This is a genomic window from Streptomyces sp. DG1A-41 (assembly GCF_037055355.1).
In the GTDB taxonomy this organism is placed as follows: domain Bacteria; phylum Actinomycetota; class Actinomycetes; order Streptomycetales; family Streptomycetaceae; genus Streptomyces.
In genome coordinates this window covers 846,064-863,576 of record NZ_CP146350.1, presented here as the reverse complement: position 1 = coordinate 863,576, position 17,513 = coordinate 846,064, and the positions used below count along the sequence as shown (strand labels likewise).

Genomic DNA, 17,513 nt, shown 5'->3' with positions numbered 1-17,513 from the left:
TCAGTCCGCCGGGGGAAGTTCGCCCGAGCCGCGGGTGATCAGCCGGGTCGGCAGCTCGATGCGTTCGGGGGTGACCAGGGTGCCGTCCAGCTGCCGGAAGAGGCGTTCCGCGGCGGTACGGCCGAGGGCCGCCGCGTCCTGGGCGACGACGGTGACGCCCGGCTGGAGCAGGTCGGCCAGCTCGATGTCGTCGAAGCCGACCAGGGCGACGCGGCGGCTCTGCTCGGCGAGCACGCGGATCACGGTGACCGTCACCCGGTTGTTGGCCGCGAAGATCGCGGTGACCGGGTCCCGGCCGGACAGCATCTCCTCGGCCGCCCCGCGCACCCGATCGGGGTCGGTGACGCCGAGGGACGTCCAGGAACCCGCCACCGGTATGCCCGCGTCCTCCATCGCGGCCCGGTAGCCGCGCAGCCGCTCGGAGGCGGTGTGGATGCGGGGCATGTCACCGATGAAGCCGATCCGGCGGTGTCCGTGGGCGATGAGGTGGGCGACGCCGTCCCGGGCGCCGCCGAAGTTGTCCGACAGGACCACATCGGCGTCGATCTGCCCGGCCGGCCGGTCCACGAACACCGTGGCGACCCCCGCCTTGAGCTCCGGCTCCAGGTACCGGTGGTCGTCACCGGCCGGGATCACCACCAGCCCGTCCACCCGCCGCGCGCACAGGGCCAGCACCAGCTCCTGCTCGCGGTCCGGGTCCTCCGCGCTGGAGCCGTTGATCAGCAGGGCGCCGTGCGTGCGGGCCACCTCCTCGACCGACCGGCTCAACGGCCCGTAGAACGGGTCCGCGAGGTCCTCCAGGACCAGCCCGATGCTCGCCGTACGGCCCTTGCGCAGCACCCGTGCGCTGTCGTTGCGGCGGAAACCGAGCGCCTCGATCGCCTCCTGGACCCGCCGCTCCGTCTCCGGGGTCACGCCCGGCTCCCCGTTCACGACACGGGAGACCGTCTTGAGTCCGACCCCGGCCCGTGCCGCGACGTCCTTCATGGTCGGCCGGGTGCCGTAGCGCGTGGCGGATCGGAGGTTGGTCTGGGGCACGGTGCGGTGTCCTGTCCTGTCGTCCACGAGGTGCGTCGGTCCTGGGCTTGTATGAGGATGTGGCGTCGAGCATAGGGCCTGGACAACGTTGTCAGGCTCGGGGGAGACTGTCCACCGCAATCTCCGGACCGCGCTCCGCTGCTGGCCGGCCAGTCCTATCACCGTCGACGGGGAGTTCCGACACTCATGCACACCGACCTCGTGGCCGCGCTCGACATCGGCGGCACCAAGATCGCCGGCGCTCTGGTGGACGGCCAGGGACGGATCCTCGTCCGCGCCCAGCGGCCGACGCCCGCCCGGGAGGACGGCGACACCGTGATGCGGGCCGTGGAGGAGGTGCTCGGCGAACTCACCGGGTCGCCGCTCTGGGAGCGGGCCACGGCCGTGGGGATCGGCAGCGCCGGTCCGGTGGACAGGCCGGCGGGCACGGTGAGCCCGGTGAACGTGCCCGGCTGGCGCGACTACCCGCTTGTCGGGCGCGTCCGGGCCGCGGCCGGCGACCTGCCCGTCGAGTTGATCGGCGACGGTGTGGCGATCACGGCGGCCGAACACTGGCAGGGAGCGGCCCGAGGCCACGACAACGCGCTGTGCATGGTCGTCTCCACGGGCGTCGGCGGCGGCCTGGTGCTCGGCGGCCGGCTGCACGCCGGGCCCACGGGCAACGCCGGCCACATCGGCCACATCAGCGTGGACCTCGACGGCGATCTGTGTCCGTGCGGCTCGCACGGCTGCGTGGAGCGCATCGCGAGCGGCCCCAACATCGCCCGGCGCGCCCTGGAGACCGGCTGGCGGCCCGGTCCCGACGGCGACACGTCCGCCGCCGCGGTGGCCTCCGCTGCCCGGGCCGGCGATCCGGTCGCCGTCGCCTCCTTCGAGCGGGCCGCCCAGGCGCTGGCCGCCGGGATCGCCGCGACAGCGACCCTCGTGGAGATCGAGATCGCCGTGATCGGCGGGGGAGTGGGCAAGGCGGGCGACATCCTGTTCACCCCCCTGCGCAAGGCCCTGAGCACCTACGCGACGCTGTCCTTCGTCCGGCACCTGACCGTCGCACCGGCCCGGATGGGCACCGATGCCGGGCTGGTGGGCGCGGCGGCGGCAGCACTGGCGCGGCGGACGGACACGGCCGCGGCGGGGGTGTGAGGCCCAGCAGGACGTTCAGGCGGGATATCTCCGGAGCCCGGCACGTTCCTGATGCGGAGGGAACCACTCCGACGCGGGGCGGTATCTCGCCCGGCGTGGGTGTCGGAATCCTGTTCTTCGGGCTCGCCTTCATGGGCGGATGGGCGGCGGCGGCCGGCGCGCTGATGTACGCCGTCGTCACGCTCGTTCGCGTCTGGCCGGAGGACTGGGTGAGGTGCCACGGACACCCCGCGGCTGCTGGTGCCGCCGCCCGCGTATCTGCGCTTCGATCTGGCGCTCGCCGTGGCGGCCCTGCTGGCCGACCTGTGGCTCGTGTCGGCGGCCATCGTGGTCGGAGCGGACGGCATCTTCACCGAGGACTGGATGGGCTACCCCGGCATGATGGACCCCACCGGGCAGGGATACCAGGCCGAAGTGGTGAGCGCGCTGCGAACCACGGCGTGGTGGGCCTTCGGGATCGCGGTCCTCGGCCGGTGCTGGATCACGGCCGGCGTGCAGGTGAGTCTCCTGCCGCTCGCCGCGTGGTGGATCGGATCGTTCGACACCTACTACACCTGACGGGCGCCGGTCCGGGATCCCGGGTTCTCCCTCGAAAAGCGCTCGAATGTGCGTGCGGTGTGGCACGATCGCGCCTGTGAGCAGCAGACCCGCACCGGCGCAGCGCCTGCGTGACCTCGCCCTCCTGCGCCGGGTCAAGGACCGGATCGACCGGGAGTACGCACGGCCTCTGGACGTCGAGGCGCTGGCCCGGGGGGTGCACATGTCGGCCGGGCACCTCAGCCGCGAGTTCAAGCGCGCCTACGGCGAGTCGCCGTACAGCTACCTCATGACGCGCCGCATCGAGCGGGCCATGGCGCTGCTGCGCCGTGGGGACCTCAGCGTCACCGAGGTGTGTTTCGAGGTCGGCTGCTCGTCGCTGGGCACCTTCAGCACCCGCTTCACGGAACTGGTCGGCATGCCGCCCAGCGCATACCGGCGCCAGGCGGTGCTCGCCACCGCGGGGATTCCGTCGTGCGTGGCGAAGCAGGTGACCAGACCGATCAGGAATCGAGAAGCGCCCACTGCGGGCCGAAACTAGCGTGATGGCCATGGACCTCACCATTCACGCCAGTTTCCTTCCGCACGACGACCCGGACGCCGCCCTGGCGTTCTACCGCGACACCCTCGGCTTCGAAGTCCGGGGCGATGTCGGATACGAGGACATGCGCTGGATCACGGTCGGCCCCGTCGGCCAGCCCGGCACGAACATCGTGCTGCATCCGCCGGCCGCCGACCCCGGCGTCACCGAGGACGAGCGTAAGACCATCGCCGAGATGATGGCGAAGGGCACCTACGCCAGCATCGTCCTGGCCACCCCCGACGTCGACGCCGCCTTCGAGCGGGTGCAGGCGGGCGACGCCGAGGTGGTCCAGGAGCCCGTGGACCAGCCGTACGGCGTTCGCGACTGCGCCTTCCGCGACCCCGCGGGCAACATGGTCCGCATCCAGCAGGTGAAGCAGTGACGGCGCGGTAGCGACCGGCCCGCAGACCCACACGCACCACCCCCGCGCCGCCTCTCCGGGTCGGCGCGGGGAAGCCAGATCGTCCGACCGCGGCAGCCCCGCCCGACAGATGGAGACCGATGAGCATGGCCACGAGGACGGACAGACAGTCGTCCGGGCCGCACGTCGCCGACAGCCACGATGTGATCCGCGTGCACGGCGCGCGCGAGAACAACCTCAAGGACGTCAGCATCGAGATTCCCAAGCGCCGGCTGACGGTGTTCACCGGCGTTTCCGGCTCGGGCAAGAGCTCGCTCGTGTTCGACACGATCGCCGCGGAGTCGCAGCGGTTGATCAACGAGACCTACAGCGCCTTCCTCCAGGGCTTCATGCCGAACCGGGCCCGGCCCGAGGTCGACGTACTCGACGGGCTGACGACCGCGATCGCCGTGGACCAGCAGCGGATGGGCGGCGACCCCCGCTCCACGGTCGGCACCGCCACCGACGCCAACGCGATGCTGCGCATCCTCTTCAGCCGGCTCGGCAAGCCGCACATCGGCCCGCCCAGCGCGTACTCCTTCAACACCGCCTCGGTCCGGGCGAGCGGCGCGATCACCGTCGAGCGCGGCGCCAAGACCAAGGCCCAGAAGGCGACCTTCGAGCGCACCGGCGGCATGTGCAACCGCTGCGAGGGCCGGGGCAAGGTCTCCGACGTCGACCTCACCCAGCTCTACGACGACTCCAAGTCGCTGTCCGAGGGCGCGTTCACCATCCCCGGCTGGAAGTCGGACAGCCAGTGGACCGTGCAGCTCTACGCGCAGTCGGGCTTCGTCGACCCGGACAAGCCGATTCGCGAGTACACCAAGAAGGAGATGCACGCCTTCCTCTACGGGGAACCGGTCAAGATCAAGGTCAACGGCATCAACCTCACCTACGAGGGGCTGATCCCCAAGATTCAGAAGTCCTTCCTGTCCAAGGACAAGGAGGCGATGCAGCCGCACATCCGGGCGTTCGTGGAGCGGGCGGTCACCTTCACCGTCTGTCCCGAGTGCGACGGCACCCGGCTGAGCGAGGGCGCCAGATCCTCGAAGATAGGCGACATCAGCATCGCCGACGCCTGCGCGATGGAGATCAGGGACCTGGCCGAGTGGGTCCGGAAGCTCTCGGAGCCGTCCGTGGCGCCGCTGCTCACCGCGTTGCAGGGGACGCTCGACTCGTTCGTGGAGATCGGCCTGGGCTATCTCTCGCTCGACCGGCCGGCGGGCACGCTGTCGGGCGGTGAGGCGCAGCGGGTGAAGATGATCCGCCACCTCGGCTCCTCGCTCACCGACGTCACCTACGTCTTCGACGAGCCGACCATCGGCCTGCACCCGCACGACATCCAGCGGATGAACAACCTGCTGCTGCGGCTGCGCGACAAGGGCAACACGGTGCTCGTCGTGGAGCACAAGCCGGAGGCGATCGCGATCGCCGACCACGTCGTCGACCTCGGCCCGGGAGCCGGCACGGCGGGCGGTACCGTCTGCTTCGAGGGCACGGTCGAGGAGCTGCGGGCCGCGGACACCGTCACCGGTTGTCATCTCGACGACCGGGCCACCCTCAAGGAGACGGTGCGCAAGGCCACCGGCGCGCTGGAGATCCGGGGCGCGTCGGCGAACAACCTCCGGAACGTCGACGTCGACATCCCGCTCGGGGTGCTCACAGTCGTCACCGGTGTCGCCGGCTCCGGCAAGAGCTCCCTGCTGCACGGGTCGATCCCCGCCGACGCGGGGGTCGTCTCGGTGGACCAGAGCCCGATCAAGGGCTCACGGCGCAGCAACCCCGCGACCTACACCGGGCTGCTCGACCCGATCCGCAAGGCTTTCGCGAAGGTCAACGGCGTGAAGCCGGCCCTCTTCAGCGCCAACTCCGAGGGCGCCTGCCCCACCTGCAACGGCGCCGGAGTCATCTACCTCGACCTGGGCATGATGGCCGGCGTCGACACCCCCTGCGAGGACTGCGAGGGCAAGCGGTTCCAGGCCTCGGTGCTGGAGTACCACCTCGGCGGCCGTGACATCAGCGAGGTGCTCGCGATGTCGGTGGCCGAGGCCGAGGAGTTCTTCGGCGGCGGCGAGGCCCGCACCCCGGCCGCGCACAAGATCCTGGAGCGGCTCGCCGACGTCGGGCTCGGCTACCTCACCCTCGGGCAGCCGCTCACCACGCTCTCCGGCGGCGAGCGGCAGCGCCTGAAGCTGGCCACGCACATGGCGGAGAAGGGCGGCGTCTACGTCCTCGACGAGCCGACCACCGGTCTCCACCTCGCGGACGTGGAGCAGCTGCTCGGCCTGCTCGACCGGCTCGTCGACTCCGGCAAGTCGGTCGTCGTCATCGAGCACCACCAAGCGGTCATGGCGCACGCCGACTGGATCATCGACCTCGGCCCCGGCGCCGGCCACGACGGCGGCCGGATCGTCTTCGAAGGCACACCGGCCGGTCTCGTCGCGGCCCGTTCCACCCTGACCGCGGAGCACCTCGCGGCCTACGTCGGCGCCTGACGCGGGTCCTCGGCAACGGTAGTGAGGCGAGTGCGCCACGGAGTCACTCGCCTCACCACCGTCATGATCAGCCTAATCTTCATATAAGTGGCAAAACGGGCGAATAGTGGCACGCTCCGAGGGCACTCCGTCTTCGGAAACCCCCACAGAACGGAGCCGCTGATGATCATCAAGAAGATGCACGAAAAGGGCGTCCGCAGCGAGCACGCCTACATGGCCGCCATGGCGTCCGTCGGCCTGAGTGTCGTCGCCTGGATGGGCTCCCTGAAGATGGAACCCGGCACCGGCCTCGCCCGTGCCGACCGCTGGGGCATCTTCGTCGGTGAATGGGCACCCACCTTCTTCGGTCTGGGCCTCGCCCTGTCCCACTACGAACAGCACGATGGCACCCTCACCGCCGATGTCCACGAATTCCGGCACGCGCAGAAGGCGGGCTGAACGGCCTATTCCGTCGAGCGCCCGGCGCCGTTCCCGCGCACCCTGGTGCCATGGCGTCCGTGAAGCCCGTCGTGATCTACCCGCCCGCCACGGACGGTGGCCGGCGGGTACGCGTGGACGACCACTTCCTCGGGATCGCCTACGGGCTGCTGGACGTCGCCGAGTTCCTGCGGCGGGCGGGGATCGAGGACGCGGACGAGGCGTACGTGGCGGAGTCCGGGCTGATCGAGTGGCGCGGTGGCGGCCCCGCCGCCTGGGGCGCCGACCCGGACGACGAGCCGGCGTGACGCCCTGCTTCGCCTGGTCGGGTCCGGGGCGTGACCCCGCGGCGGGTCCGGCAGTTGAGCCGGGCATGAAGAAGCGCAGCATGCTCGCCATCGCCTCCCTCGCCACCGGTTTCGTCGTCGCGGCGGTCACCCCGTCGCACGCCCACGGGGAGAGCTTCGGCACCCTCAACGTGGACGAGACCCTCCGCACCCTCCCCGAGACCGTCGCCGAGGACAGCCTGTCCCTGGACGGCAAGGACAGCGCCCAGAAGAAGGAGCAGGGCTGACGGTCCGCCCGTCCCCGGCCCACGGCACCGGCGCTCCCGAGCGAGGGGGCGCCGGCGCCGTCGTCATGCGCCCTCAACTGCGGCTGGTTTCCGTGGCAGGGTGGAGCGGGCAAGCCTCAGGGGGCCAACGGAAGAGGGGGACCTGTGACCGTCGTCTGGATCAACGGCGCGTTCGGTGCGGGGAAGACCACCACCGCACAGGAACTGATCGAACTGATCCCGAACAGCACGCTCTTCGACCCCGAGGTCATCGGCGGAGCGCTCCGGTATCTCCTCCCGCCCAAACGCCTCGCCGAGGTCGGCGACTTCCAGGACCTGCCGATCTGGCGACGGCTCGTGATAGACACGGCGGCCGCGATGCTCGCCGAGCTCGGCGGGACCCTGGTGGTCCCGATGACCCTGCTGCGCCAGGAGTACCGCGACGAGATCTTCGGCGGCCTGGCCGCCCGCAGGATTCCGGTCAGTCACATCCTGCTCGCTCCGGCCGAAACGATACTGCGGGAGCGGATAGCGGGCCGCGGGGTTCCGCAGGACTTGCCCGACGGCGAGATGCGAATACGCCAGTGGTCCTTCGACCACATCGAGCCGTACCGGGCCGCCCTCGCCTCCTGGCTTACCGCCGACGCCCACCCGGTCGACACCAGCGACCTCACGCCCCACGAGACGGCCGCCCGGATCGCCGAGGCCGTCAACAGCGGCTCCCTGCCCGTCTGCGACATCGTGCAGACGCCCGAGCCCACCACCGAGACGCTTGCCGCCGGTGTGCTCCTCTTCGACGAGCAGGACCGGGTGCTGCTCGTCGACCCCACCTACAAGGCCGGCTGGGAGTTCCCCGGCGGGGTCGTCGAGCCCGGTGAGGCGCCGGCGCGCGCCGGTGTGCGGGAAGTCGCCGAGGAGACCGGCATCCACCTCGACGAGGTGCCGAGCCTGCTCGTCGTCGACTGGGAGCGCCCCTCGCCCCCCGGGTTCGGCGGACTGCGGCTCCTCTTCGACGGCGGCGTCCTCGACTCCACGGAGGCCGGCCGGCTGCTGCTGCCCGGGCCGGAGCTGCGCGACTGGCGGTTCGTCACCGAGGAGGAGGCCGCCGACCTGCTGCCACCGGTGCGCTACGAGCGGCTCCGCTGGGCCCTGAGGGCACGCGAGCGCGGAGCGGCGTTCTATCTGGAAGCCGGGGTGCCGGTCGGCTGAGGCCGACTCCGTTCGCGCGCTTTACCCGGCGCGGGGGTTTTTGAGGGAAAAGCAAAAGGAAACGTCCGCGGGCCCATTACCAATCGCTGCCCAAGGAATCTTCCGCACTCCTTCACGCGACGGGTAATCACATTCCCCGCTCTCGTCAACACTTTTCCATGACCGCAAACAATCCCTTTTCTGGCCCCTGCTCGGCTTGACCGGACTCGCACGGCATTGCGAAAGTCCGCAGAGTCTCACGGCGGCGCTGACGACCGCCACTCAATTTCCTTGCCTCAGGGGCAGATCCGGGATGTCCGTACGATGACCACGCAACACCAGCCGGCCGACACCGGCGGCGGCACCGCGCTGCTGACCGAGCCGCCGACACAGGACCCCAGACCCGGCGGCACGGTCGTCGCCGGCCGCTCACCGGGCCGCATGGCCTGGAAGCGGATCCGGCGGGACAAGGTCACCATGGCCGCCCTGGTGGCCACCCTCCTGTTCATTGCGATCGCACTGCTCGCGCCGGTCCTCACCGCGCTGACCAGCTGGGGACCGATCACCCCCGACAACAAGGCGATCAACCCCGACACGGGCAACTTCCCCTACGGATCGCTGGGCGGCATCAGCGCCCAGCACCTCCTCGGCGTCGAACCGGGCACCGGCTACGACCTGTTCGCCCGCATCGTCTACGGCCTGCGCACCTCCCTCTACGTGGGCTTCGCCTCGGCCGTGCTGTCCACCGCGGTCGGTGTCGTGGCGGGGCTCGCGGCCGGCGACTTCGGCGGCTGGGTCGACTCCCTGCTGTCCCGGGTCATGGACGTGATGCTGGCGTTCCCGCAGCTGCTGTTCATCATCGCGCTCACCCCGGTGATCCAGAACGCGCTCCAGACCAACACCCACGGCGGCACCGACGAGAACCTCCGGCTGCTCGTCCTGGTCCTCAACATCGCCGTCTTCGCCTGGGCGTACACCGCCCGTCTGGTGCGCGGACAGGTGCTCTCCATGCGCGAGCGGGAGTTCGTCGACGCCGCGCGGCTGATGAGCGCCGGCCGGCGGCACATCCTCTTCCGGCAGCTGCTGCCCAACCTGTGGGCGCCGATCCTGATCTCCTTCGCCCTCGCCGTCCCGCAGAACATCACCACCGAGGCGGCCCTGTCGTACCTGGGTGTCGGCGTCATCCCGCCCAACCCCGACTGGGGAGCCCTGCTGTCGGACGCCTCCCAGTTCTTCCTCCAGGACCCGATGTACCTCTTCGTACCCGGCGTCCTGCTCTTCCTCCTGGTCCTGGCGCTCAACCTCCTCGGGGACGGCGTCCGGGACGCCCTGGATCCCCGCGCCCGGCGCGGCTGACAAGCCACCCCCGAGTGTCGGCCCGGCGGCCCCACGAACGGCCGCCGAGCCCGTAGCAAGAACGGAGTTTCCTCAATGACGCGCAGCACGCGCAGCACGCGCAGATCGCGCACGGTCGCTCTCACGGCAACCGTTGTCGTGATCGCCCTTGGAGCCACCGCATGCGGAGGGTCCTCCGGCAACAGCGCCAGCGGCTCCCCGTCGAAGGGCGGCACGCTGACGATCCTCGACGACGCCGACTTCAACCACATCGACCCTCAGCGGACCTACACCACCGAGGGTTCGAGCATGGACTACGAACTCGTCCGCACCCTCACCGGATGGGACGAGACGCGGTCCGAGCCCAAGCTGGTCGGCGACCTTGCCACCGACACGGGAACGCCCAGCAAGGGTGCCACCGTGTGGACGTTCCACCTGCGCCACGGGGTCAAGTGGCAGGACGGCAGCGAAGTCACCGCGCAGGACGTCAAGTACGGCGTCGAGCGGGCGTTCTCCCCGGACATCAACGGCGGCCCGCCGTACGCCAGTCAGTGGCTGGTCGGCGGCGATTCGTACAAGGGCCCGTACCAGGGCAAGCAGCTGGACTCGATCCAGACACCGGACAAGTACACCCTCGTCTTCCATCTCAACCAACCCGTCGCCGACTTCAACGAGACGACCGCCATGACCGGGTGGTCGGCGGTGCCCAAGGCACACGACACCGGTGCCACGTACGACACGCATGTCTGGTCCGACGGGCCCTACATGATCAAGTCGTACACCAAGAACAAGGAAATGGTCCTCGTCCGGAACAAGAACTGGAGCCAGTCGACCGACCCGATCCGCCAGCAGAACCTCGACGAGATCGACGCGAAGTTCGGGCAGGACCAGGCCGCCATCGACCAGCAGATCAAGTCCGACGGCGGATCCGCGCAGACCGCGATCACGCAGACGCCGATCGCCGGCTCCGACCTGACGACGATGGCGGGCGACCCGTCGCTCAAGTCGCGCTATTACAAGATCCCGGCCCCGGGCATCAACTACATGGCGATCAACATGAACCGGGTCAAGGACATCAAGGTCCGCGAGGCGATCGAGTACGCCGTCGACAAGACCACCGTACGCGGGGCCTTCGGCGGTTCGGCCTACGGCAACTACGCCACCACGATGCTCGCCCCGGGCATCGACGGCCACAAGGACTTCAACCTCTACAGCGGCAACCCCGCCGGTGACCTCACCAAGGCCAAGGCCCTGATGAAGCAGGCCGGCAACCCCAAGCCGACGATGTCGCTCGCGGTGGAGAACATTCCCACGCACGAGCACTTCGCGGACGCCGTGAAGACCGCGCTCGCGAAGATCGGCATCACGGTGAACATCACTCCGATCGACAAGAACAACTACTTCAGCACCGTGGACAACGTGAAGAACCAGTACGACCTGACGTGGGGCGACTGGATCGCGGACTGGCCGAACGCCTCCACCGTGCTGCCCACCCTCTTCGACGGGCGGCAGATCAAGAAGCTCCCGCAGTCCAACAACGACATCTCGTACCTGAACGACCCGAAGGTCAACGCGCAGATCGACAAGATCGGCAAGATGACCGACATCAAGCAGCGCAACGCCGCTTACGGGGAGCTGGACGAGCAGATCATGAAGGACGCCGCCGTGGTCCCGCTGATGTACATGAACTTCAGCGAGGTGAGCGGCTCGAAGGTCGGCGGTGTCATCGACGATCCGATCATGGCCGAACCCAGCCTGGTGCACGCCTACGTCAAGCAGTGACGTGTCCCTCCTGAAGCTCTGAACCCCGCCGGCGGTCCCGGCCGCCGGCGGGCATCCCACTCACGTCAGGTCCCGGCACCCCATGTTTCGTTACCTCATCAGACGCCTGCTGGCAGCGGCCGCGATCATGCTGGTGATCACCACGATCACCTTCTTCATCTTCTTCGCACTGCCGTCCGACCCCGCACTCCTGGCCTGCGGAAAGACCTGCTCCCCGTCCCGCCTCGCGGAGATCAAGCACTCGCTGGGCCTGGACCAGAGCTACCTGACTCAGTATTGGGAGTTCGTCAAGGGGCTGGTCGTGGGCCGTGACTACGGCGACCAGAGCGTCCGCATCCACTGTGGCGCGCCCTGCCTCGGCATTTCCTTCCAGACCGACACCCCCGTCCTGACCACGCTGCTCCAGGACTTCCCGGCGGACCTCTCCCTCGGCCTCGGCGCCGCGGTGGCGTTCCTGATCCTGGGTGTCGGCCTCGGTACGGTGGCCGCTGTCCGAAGGGGCAGGGCCGCCGACAAGGCGGCGGTCGGACTGGCCCTGTTCGGCGTCTCGGTGCAGATCTACTTCATCGGCCTGCTCCTGCTGTACCTCTTCGTCGACAAGTTCCAGATCCTGCCGACCTCCGGCTACACGTCGATCACCGAGGACCCGGTCGGCTGGTTCAAGGGCCTGATCCTGCCCTGGAGCACCCTGGTCATCGTCTACCTCGCGATGTACACCCGGCTCACCCGCTCCTCCATGCTGGAGGTCTTCGCCGAGGACTACATGCGCACCGCCCGCGCCAAGGGCCTGCCGGCCGCCACCGTCGTCCTCAAGCACGGGCTGCGGGCCGCCATCACCCCGATCATCACCATCTTCGGCATGGACGTCGGCTCCCTGATCGGCGGCTCCGCGGTCATCACCGAGTCGGTGTTCGGCATCAACGGCATCGGCAAGCTCGCGGTCGACTCCGTCCAGAACTCCGACCTGCCCGTCATCCTCGGCACCACGCTCTTCGCCGCGACGTTCGTCGTCCTCGCCAACGTGGTCGTCGACCTGGTGTACGGCCTCGTCGACCCGCGCGTGCGCCTCGCCTGAGCCCTTCTTTCGTCCTTAGGAACACCGTGTCCGTTCAGACCTCACCGCAGCCCGCGGACGTCACGTCCGCGCCCGCACCCTTCCTCGACGTACGCGACCTGAGGGTGCACTTCCCGACCGAGGACGGCCTCGTCAAGTCCGTCGACGGCGTCTCCTTCACCCTGGAGAAGGGCAAGACCCTCGGCATCGTCGGCGAGTCCGGCTCCGGCAAGTCGGTGACCTCGCTGGCCCTGCTCGGACTGCACAAGGGCACCCGCGCCCAGGTCAGCGGCGAGATCTGGCTGGAGGGCAGGGAACTCGTCGCCCTGCCCGAGGCGGACATGCGCGAACTGCGCGGCCGTACGGTCTCCATGATCTTCCAGGACCCGCTCTCCGCGCTGCACCCCTTCTTCACCGTCGGCGCCCAGATCGCCGAGGCCTACCGCGTGCACCACAAGGTCTCCAAGAAGGAGGCCAGGGACCGCGCGGTCGAGATGCTCAAGCGGGTCGGCATCCCGCAGCCCGAGCGCCGGGTCAGGGACTATCCGCACCAGTTCTCCGGCGGCATGCGCCAGCGCGCCATGATCGCCATGTCGCTGGTCTGCGACCCCGCCCTGCTCATCGCCGACGAGCCCACCACCGCCCTGGACGTCACCGTCCAGGCGCAGATCCTGGACCTGATCCGCGACCTCCAGGAGGAGTTCGGCTCCGCCGTCGTCATCATCACGCACGACCTCGGCGTGGTCTCCGACATCGCCGACGACATCCTGGTGATGTACGCCGGCCGCCGGATCGAGTACGGCACCACCCGCGAGGTCCTCAAGCAGCCCCAGCACCCCTACACCTGGGGCCTGTTGCAGTCGATGCCGCACCTCACCGGCGACGTCGGCGAACGGCTCAACCCGATCCCCGGCACCCCGCCGAGCCTGATCAACCTGCCGGACGGCTGCTCCTTCCACCCGCGCTGCGCCTACAAGGGCTGGGTTCCGGAGGGGCGTTGCACCGTGGAACGGCCCGAGCTGCGCCTCGTCGCCGGCACCGGAGGGCACCTCGCCGCGTGCCATCTCACCGACGAGGCCAAGCAGGAGATCCGCGGCGGGGCGGGCCCGGACGACCGCGGCGACGCAGCCGCACGGGCCGCGCAGTGACGGCGGACGAAAGGGAGCATGACGTGAGCACCACCCAGTCCCTCACCGGGCAGACCACCGACCGCGCCACCGGCGAGAACCTCCTCGAAGTGCGGGGCCTCCAGAAGTACTTCCCCATCCGGCAGGGCATCGTCTTCCAGCGGCAGATCGGGGCGGTCCGCGCCGTCGACGGCATCGACTTCTCCGTCGGGCCGGCCGAGTCGCTGGGCCTGGTCGGTGAATCCGGCTGCGGCAAGTCGACCACCGGCCGCCTGATCACTCGGCTGCTCGAACCCACCGGCGGTTCCGTCGTGTTCGACGGCGAGGACATCACCCACCGGCCCGCCGCGCGGATGCGTGAGGCCCGCCGCAACCTCCAGATGATCTTCCAGGACCCGTACTCCTCCTTGAACCCCCGGCACACCGTCGGCACCATCATCGAGACGCCGATGCGGCTCAACGGCATCAACCCGCCCCAGGGCCACAAACGGCGCGCCCAGGAACTCCTGGAGACGGTGGGCCTCAACCCCGAGCACTACAACCGCTACCCGAACGAGTTCTCCGGCGGCCAGCGCCAGCGCATCGGCATCGCCCGCGCCCTCGCCCTGCGGCCCAAGCTGATCGTGGCCGACGAACCCGTCTCCGCGCTGGACGTCTCCATCCAGGCGCAGGTCGTCAACCTCCTCCAGGACCTCCAGCGGGAGTTCGGCATCGCCTTCGTCTTCATCGCCCACGACCTCGCCGTCGTACGGCACTTCTCCGAACGCGTCGCCGTCATGTACCTCGGCAAGATCGTCGAGGTGGCCGACCGGGAGTCCCTCTACACCCGGCCCCGGCACCCCTACACCCACGCGCTGCTGTCCGCCGTCCCCGAGGCCGACCCGGACGCCATCGAGCGGCGCGAACGCATCCGGCTGGCCGGGGACGTGCCCTCACCGATCGACCCGCCCTCCGGCTGCCGCTTCCGCACCCGCTGCTGGAAGGCCCAGGACAAGTGCGCCACCGAGGAACCCCGACTGGTCAGCGCCGAGGGCAGCCCCGCGGGCCATCTCACCGCCTGCCACTTCCCCGAGGAACCGACGGTCGCGGCGCGCAAGCAGGACATCGTCCTCGACCCGGCACTCGCGGAGCTGAAGGGGCGCTCCTGATCCGAGGCACCAGGGACGAGGACGGCGCCCTGCGCGACGCCACCCGCCTGCACGCCGAACGCTTCACCACGGCCGTTTCCCAACTCGGAGACGACTTGGCCGCCGTCCGCCTGGGCGGCGTGCACGCGCTGGCCGGCCTCGCCGCCGACGCACCCAACCGCGAACTGCGCCAGACCTGCATCGACGTCCTGTGGTCCCACCTCCGCCTGCCCTGCACCGCAGAAACCGATCTCCAGGAGGACGACGCGGCTGCCTGGCACACCTACGTGGCCCTGCGGGAAGTTCCGGCGACCAGGTCGGTGCACCTCCGTCCGCCTCCGCACGAGTCGGTCGTCCCGTACTGCCGGTTTCACATGGCGTCGGCGAGGTCATGACGTGCGCAGCTCGGTGACCCGTGTGCTCATGCGCAGGAACAGCAGGCCGACCAGGGTCACGACGACGGTCGCGGTGACCGCTCCCCCGCCAGCAGGGGAGTTGCCCCCACGGCATGTGCACGGTGACCGGGACCTTCTCCGCCGTGAGCAGCGCTCCGTGCGCCTGCTGGTAGGCGGCATCCGCGCACGCGTCATGCGGATCACCCGGCATCGGTGTGCAGCGCCACACTTCCATGTCCGCGGTGTCGTTCGTACCGGGGACGGTCAGCCGCGGCAGCAGCATGCCGGCCAGCGTCGCCAGGGCTACCGCCGGTACCACGGGTGAGATCACCTGCCAGCTGAGCGCGCGGGCCAGCAGGCCATGTGAGGCGCCGGTGGCGACGAGCGACGCGAGGGCCCGCCTCCGGGCCAGAATGCCGTCGGCGAGTGCCACGAGCAGCCCGGCGGCGGCGATCACCATGGCCACGAGTACGGCGTAACCCACCAGTTGGTAGGCACGTTCGTAGAAGCCGGTACCTTCCGGCACGAAGGACTGCCCCGACAGTTCCGCGTACCGTCGCGTGTTCTCTCCCTGGGCTTTGACGTCTGCCAGGGTGAGAGCCGAGAGGCCCGCGGCGGCGGAGCCGATGACCAGCGCCACCAGCATCGCGGCGAAGGTACGGCTACCGGCGAAGGGGTCGGCCATCCCCTGGTTCTTGACCTGCTGGGTGCCTTGGGTCTGCGTGGAGACGTACTGGTCGTCGCGGACCTGGGTGGTGTTCTTCGCGGCGGCGACCGTGGCGATACGGTTCAAGGGGTCACAGCCTCCTTGTCGGTGGCAGGGCGTTCGGTCCCGCCGCTCACGCCGAGCGCGAGGACGGTCGCGACGAGTGCGGCGGCGGTGCCCAGCGGAACGGCGATCAGGGCGAGCCGCCGACGCGGGCGATGGCCTGCGGGCGGTGCCGGGGGTGTGACACGTGTGTGCGGGGCGGCTTGGCGGGTGATCTCCTGCATCAGGTGGTCCTCCAGTTGCGACAGACGGTCGCTCGGCAGGACCGGGGCACCCGGGCTCGGCAGCAGCCGGGCCAGTTCTTCGCGTTCTGCGGGCTTCATCGGCGTTTCTCCTGTGCCTGTGTCGACCGGACCGCGTCGGTGCGGCCACCTCGTTCCTGTCCGCTGCCGCGGGGGGATCTCGTTTCGCTTTTGGCTGTCGATGCCGACGGCCTTGCGGACGCGCTGGTGCGGCGGGCGAGTTCGGCCTCCGCCAGGTGGCGCAGTCGCTGCCGGGCGCGGGACAGCCGGGACCGTACGGTGCTGACCGGCACGTCGAGGGCCTCGGCGGCGGCCGCATAGCTCAGTTCCGACCAGACGCACAGCGCGAACACCTCTCGCTCGCGTCTGCTCAGCCGGTCCAGGGCCGCACGGGCGGCCGCCAGCCGGTCCGCGTCCTCCATGCGGCAGACCAGCGCGTCGGCGAAGTCGGGCACCGTCTCGTGATCAGCCGCCCGGCCCGGCAGCCGCGCGAGGGCGGCCGCGTGGCGCCGGGCGGCCCGCCGCGTGTTGCGCAGAACGTTGGTGGCCACGCCGAACAGCCAGGCGCGCAGTCCGTCACCTTCGCCCTCATCATGATCGACCCACTCGGCGTCGGGTTTCAGCTTCTCCCGCAGCCGCCACGCCTCCAACGTCGGTGACACGACGTCCTCCGCCGTGTTTCGGTCCCCGGTCAGCCGAGCCGCATGGCTGTACACCGCCTGTGCGTGGGCGCGGAAGAGCTGGGCGAACACCGGCCCGTATCCGGGCGCGCAGAGAAATTTCCACACTCACCTCTGTCCGCCCGGCACCAGGCATCTCCGTGACGCTGCTCACCAGTGTGCGAGCCCCAGTACGTCGCCCAACTGTCAAGGACGACGGGGAAGCGGTGCTCCTGCACGCGGTTTACCGGGGAACTCCACGCTCCTGCGCGGGAACCCCACGCCGAAGAGGCCGCGTTTCAGCAGGTCAGCGAATTCCGTCGGCTGGCCCAAGCGCCCGGACCGCACCTTCGCCTTCGACGAGTTCGGCCCGCTCGGCATCCGCCCGACCGCCGGGACCTGCTGGGCCAGGCAGAGCAGGCCCGACCGGCACCCGGCCACCTTCCACCGCACCCACGGAGTGCGCTACTTCCACGGTTGCCACTCGGTCGGCGACGACACTCTCTGGGGTGTCAACCACCGTCGCAAGGGCACCGATCACACTCTCACCGCGCTCAAGAGCATCCGGGCGGCCCGCCCGGACGGCGCCCCGGTCTACGTCATCCTCGACAACCTCTCCGCCGACATCCGCTGGGGCGGCCGCCCTCTCCGCCCAGTGCCCTGACCCGCCCG

17 protein-coding genes and 2 pseudogenes are annotated in these 17,513 nt (G+C 69.9%); 16 read left to right on the top strand and 3 right to left on the bottom strand.

Annotated elements, in window-relative coordinates:
* Complete coding sequence (locus tag V8690_RS04105; protein WP_338775937.1) at nucleotides 1–1,038, bottom strand: LacI family DNA-binding transcriptional regulator; 1,038 nt, start codon at nucleotides 1,036–1,038, stop codon at nucleotides 1–3.
* A gap of 186 nt (nucleotides 1,039–1,224) precedes the next feature.
* On the opposite strand from V8690_RS04105, the gene V8690_RS04100 reads away from it, so the two are divergent.
* From V8690_RS04100 to V8690_RS04030, 15 genes and pseudogenes are all read left to right on the top strand, one after another.
* Nucleotides 1,225–2,178, top strand: a complete 954-nt coding sequence (locus V8690_RS04100; protein WP_338775936.1) for an ROK family protein — start codon at nucleotides 1,225–1,227, stop codon at nucleotides 2,176–2,178.
* Nucleotides 2,179–2,418: 240 nt separating this feature from the next.
* A complete protein-coding gene (locus V8690_RS04095; protein WP_338775935.1) occupies nucleotides 2,419–2,736 on the top strand; it encodes a hypothetical protein in 318 nt (105 codons plus the stop codon).
* A gap of 76 nt (nucleotides 2,737–2,812) precedes the next feature.
* A complete protein-coding gene (locus V8690_RS04090; RefSeq protein ID WP_338775934.1) occupies nucleotides 2,813–3,256 on the top strand; it encodes a helix-turn-helix transcriptional regulator in 444 nt (147 codons plus the stop codon).
* A gap of 10 nt (nucleotides 3,257–3,266) precedes the next feature.
* Nucleotides 3,267–3,680, top strand: a complete 414-nt coding sequence (locus V8690_RS04085) for a VOC family protein (protein ID WP_338775933.1) — start codon at nucleotides 3,267–3,269, stop codon at nucleotides 3,678–3,680.
* 119 nt (nucleotides 3,681–3,799) lie between these two features.
* Nucleotides 3,800–6,193: an excinuclease ABC subunit UvrA gene (locus V8690_RS04080; RefSeq protein WP_338775932.1), complete on the top strand. Its 2,394-nt coding sequence runs from the start codon at nucleotides 3,800–3,802 to the stop codon at nucleotides 6,191–6,193.
* A 162-nt stretch (nucleotides 6,194–6,355) separates the two neighbouring features.
* Nucleotides 6,356–6,631: a hypothetical protein gene (locus V8690_RS04075; protein ID WP_338775931.1), complete on the top strand. Its 276-nt coding sequence runs from the start codon at nucleotides 6,356–6,358 to the stop codon at nucleotides 6,629–6,631.
* Between the two features lie 50 nt (nucleotides 6,632–6,681).
* The gene (locus tag V8690_RS04070) at nucleotides 6,682–6,918 is read left to right on the top strand and encodes a hypothetical protein (protein ID WP_338775930.1); all 237 of its coding nucleotides are present in this window, start codon (nucleotides 6,682–6,684) and stop codon (nucleotides 6,916–6,918) included.
* Nucleotides 6,919–6,983: 65 nt separating this feature from the next.
* Nucleotides 6,984–7,184, top strand: coding sequence for a hypothetical protein (locus tag V8690_RS04065; protein ID WP_338775929.1), 201 nt, complete (start codon nucleotides 6,984–6,986; stop codon nucleotides 7,182–7,184).
* A 144-nt stretch (nucleotides 7,185–7,328) separates the two neighbouring features.
* Nucleotides 7,329–8,372 (top strand): NUDIX domain-containing protein, encoded by a 1,044-nt coding sequence (locus tag V8690_RS04060; RefSeq protein ID WP_338775928.1) that lies wholly within the window; start codon nucleotides 7,329–7,331, stop codon nucleotides 8,370–8,372.
* Between the two features lie 303 nt (nucleotides 8,373–8,675).
* Nucleotides 8,676–9,707, top strand: coding sequence for an ABC transporter permease (locus tag V8690_RS04055; RefSeq protein ID WP_338775927.1), 1,032 nt, complete (start codon nucleotides 8,676–8,678; stop codon nucleotides 9,705–9,707).
* 75 nt (nucleotides 9,708–9,782) lie between these two features.
* On the top strand, nucleotides 9,783–11,468 hold the full coding sequence (locus V8690_RS04050; RefSeq protein WP_338775926.1) for an ABC transporter substrate-binding protein: 1,686 nt from the start codon (nucleotides 9,783–9,785) through the stop codon (nucleotides 11,466–11,468).
* 82 nt (nucleotides 11,469–11,550) lie between these two features.
* Complete coding sequence (locus V8690_RS04045; protein ID WP_338775925.1) at nucleotides 11,551–12,543, top strand: ABC transporter permease; 993 nt, start codon at nucleotides 11,551–11,553, stop codon at nucleotides 12,541–12,543.
* A gap of 26 nt (nucleotides 12,544–12,569) precedes the next feature.
* Nucleotides 12,570–13,670, top strand: coding sequence for an ABC transporter ATP-binding protein (locus tag V8690_RS04040; RefSeq protein WP_338775924.1), 1,101 nt, complete (start codon nucleotides 12,570–12,572; stop codon nucleotides 13,668–13,670).
* Between the two features lie 23 nt (nucleotides 13,671–13,693).
* Nucleotides 13,694–14,797 (top strand): dipeptide ABC transporter ATP-binding protein, encoded by a 1,104-nt coding sequence (locus V8690_RS04035; protein WP_338775923.1) that lies wholly within the window; start codon nucleotides 13,694–13,696, stop codon nucleotides 14,795–14,797.
* A gap of 14 nt (nucleotides 14,798–14,811) precedes the next feature.
* Nucleotides 14,812–15,081 (top strand): annotated as a pseudogene (locus V8690_RS04030) (pentapeptide repeat-containing protein); the annotation flags it as partial.
* Between the two features lie 879 nt (nucleotides 15,082–15,960).
* Here the strand turns inward: V8690_RS04030 and V8690_RS04025 are convergent.
* Both V8690_RS04025 and V8690_RS04020 read right to left on the bottom strand, forming a co-directional pair.
* Nucleotides 15,961–16,263: a hypothetical protein gene (locus V8690_RS04025; RefSeq protein WP_338775922.1), complete on the bottom strand. Its 303-nt coding sequence runs from the start codon at nucleotides 16,261–16,263 to the stop codon at nucleotides 15,961–15,963.
* Nucleotides 16,260–16,898 carry an RNA polymerase sigma factor gene (locus V8690_RS04020; protein ID WP_338775921.1) on the bottom strand — a complete coding sequence of 213 codons (639 nt, stop codon included), beginning with the start codon at nucleotides 16,896–16,898 and terminating at the stop codon, nucleotides 16,260–16,262. Before V8690_RS04020 ends, V8690_RS04025 begins: the two co-directional genes overlap by 4 nt.
* A gap of 274 nt (nucleotides 16,899–17,172) precedes the next feature.
* Between V8690_RS04020 and V8690_RS04015 the strand changes: the two are divergent.
* A pseudogene (locus V8690_RS04015) lies at nucleotides 17,173–17,463 on the top strand (IS630 family transposase); the annotation flags it as partial.
* Between the last annotated feature and the right edge of the window lie 50 nt (nucleotides 17,464–17,513).

Bases quoted from the DNA above. Each gene is read 5' to 3' on its own strand.
- V8690_RS04100 (WP_338775936.1), top strand. From the start codon at position 1,225: ATGCACACCGACCTCGTGGCCGCGCTCGACATCGGCGGCACCAAGATC.
- V8690_RS04070 (WP_338775930.1), top strand. From the start codon at position 6,682: ATGGCGTCCGTGAAGCCCGTCGTGATCTACCCGCCCGCCACGGACGGT.
- V8690_RS04085 (WP_338775933.1), top strand. From the start codon at position 3,267: ATGGACCTCACCATTCACGCCAGTTTCCTTCCGCACGACGACCCGGAC.
- V8690_RS04045 (WP_338775925.1), top strand. From the start codon at position 11,551: ATGTTTCGTTACCTCATCAGACGCCTGCTGGCAGCGGCCGCGATCATG.
- V8690_RS04080 (WP_338775932.1), top strand. From the start codon at position 3,800: ATGAGCATGGCCACGAGGACGGACAGACAGTCGTCCGGGCCGCACGTC.
- V8690_RS04065 (WP_338775929.1), top strand. From the start codon at position 6,984: ATGAAGAAGCGCAGCATGCTCGCCATCGCCTCCCTCGCCACCGGTTTC.
- V8690_RS04050 (WP_338775926.1), top strand. From the start codon at position 9,783: ATGACGCGCAGCACGCGCAGCACGCGCAGATCGCGCACGGTCGCTCTC.
- V8690_RS04075 (WP_338775931.1), top strand. From the start codon at position 6,356: ATGATCATCAAGAAGATGCACGAAAAGGGCGTCCGCAGCGAGCACGCC.
- V8690_RS04055 (WP_338775927.1), top strand. From the start codon at position 8,676: ATGACCACGCAACACCAGCCGGCCGACACCGGCGGCGGCACCGCGCTG.
- V8690_RS04025 (WP_338775922.1), bottom strand. From the start codon at position 16,263: ATGAAGCCCGCAGAACGCGAAGAACTGGCCCGGCTGCTGCCGAGCCCG.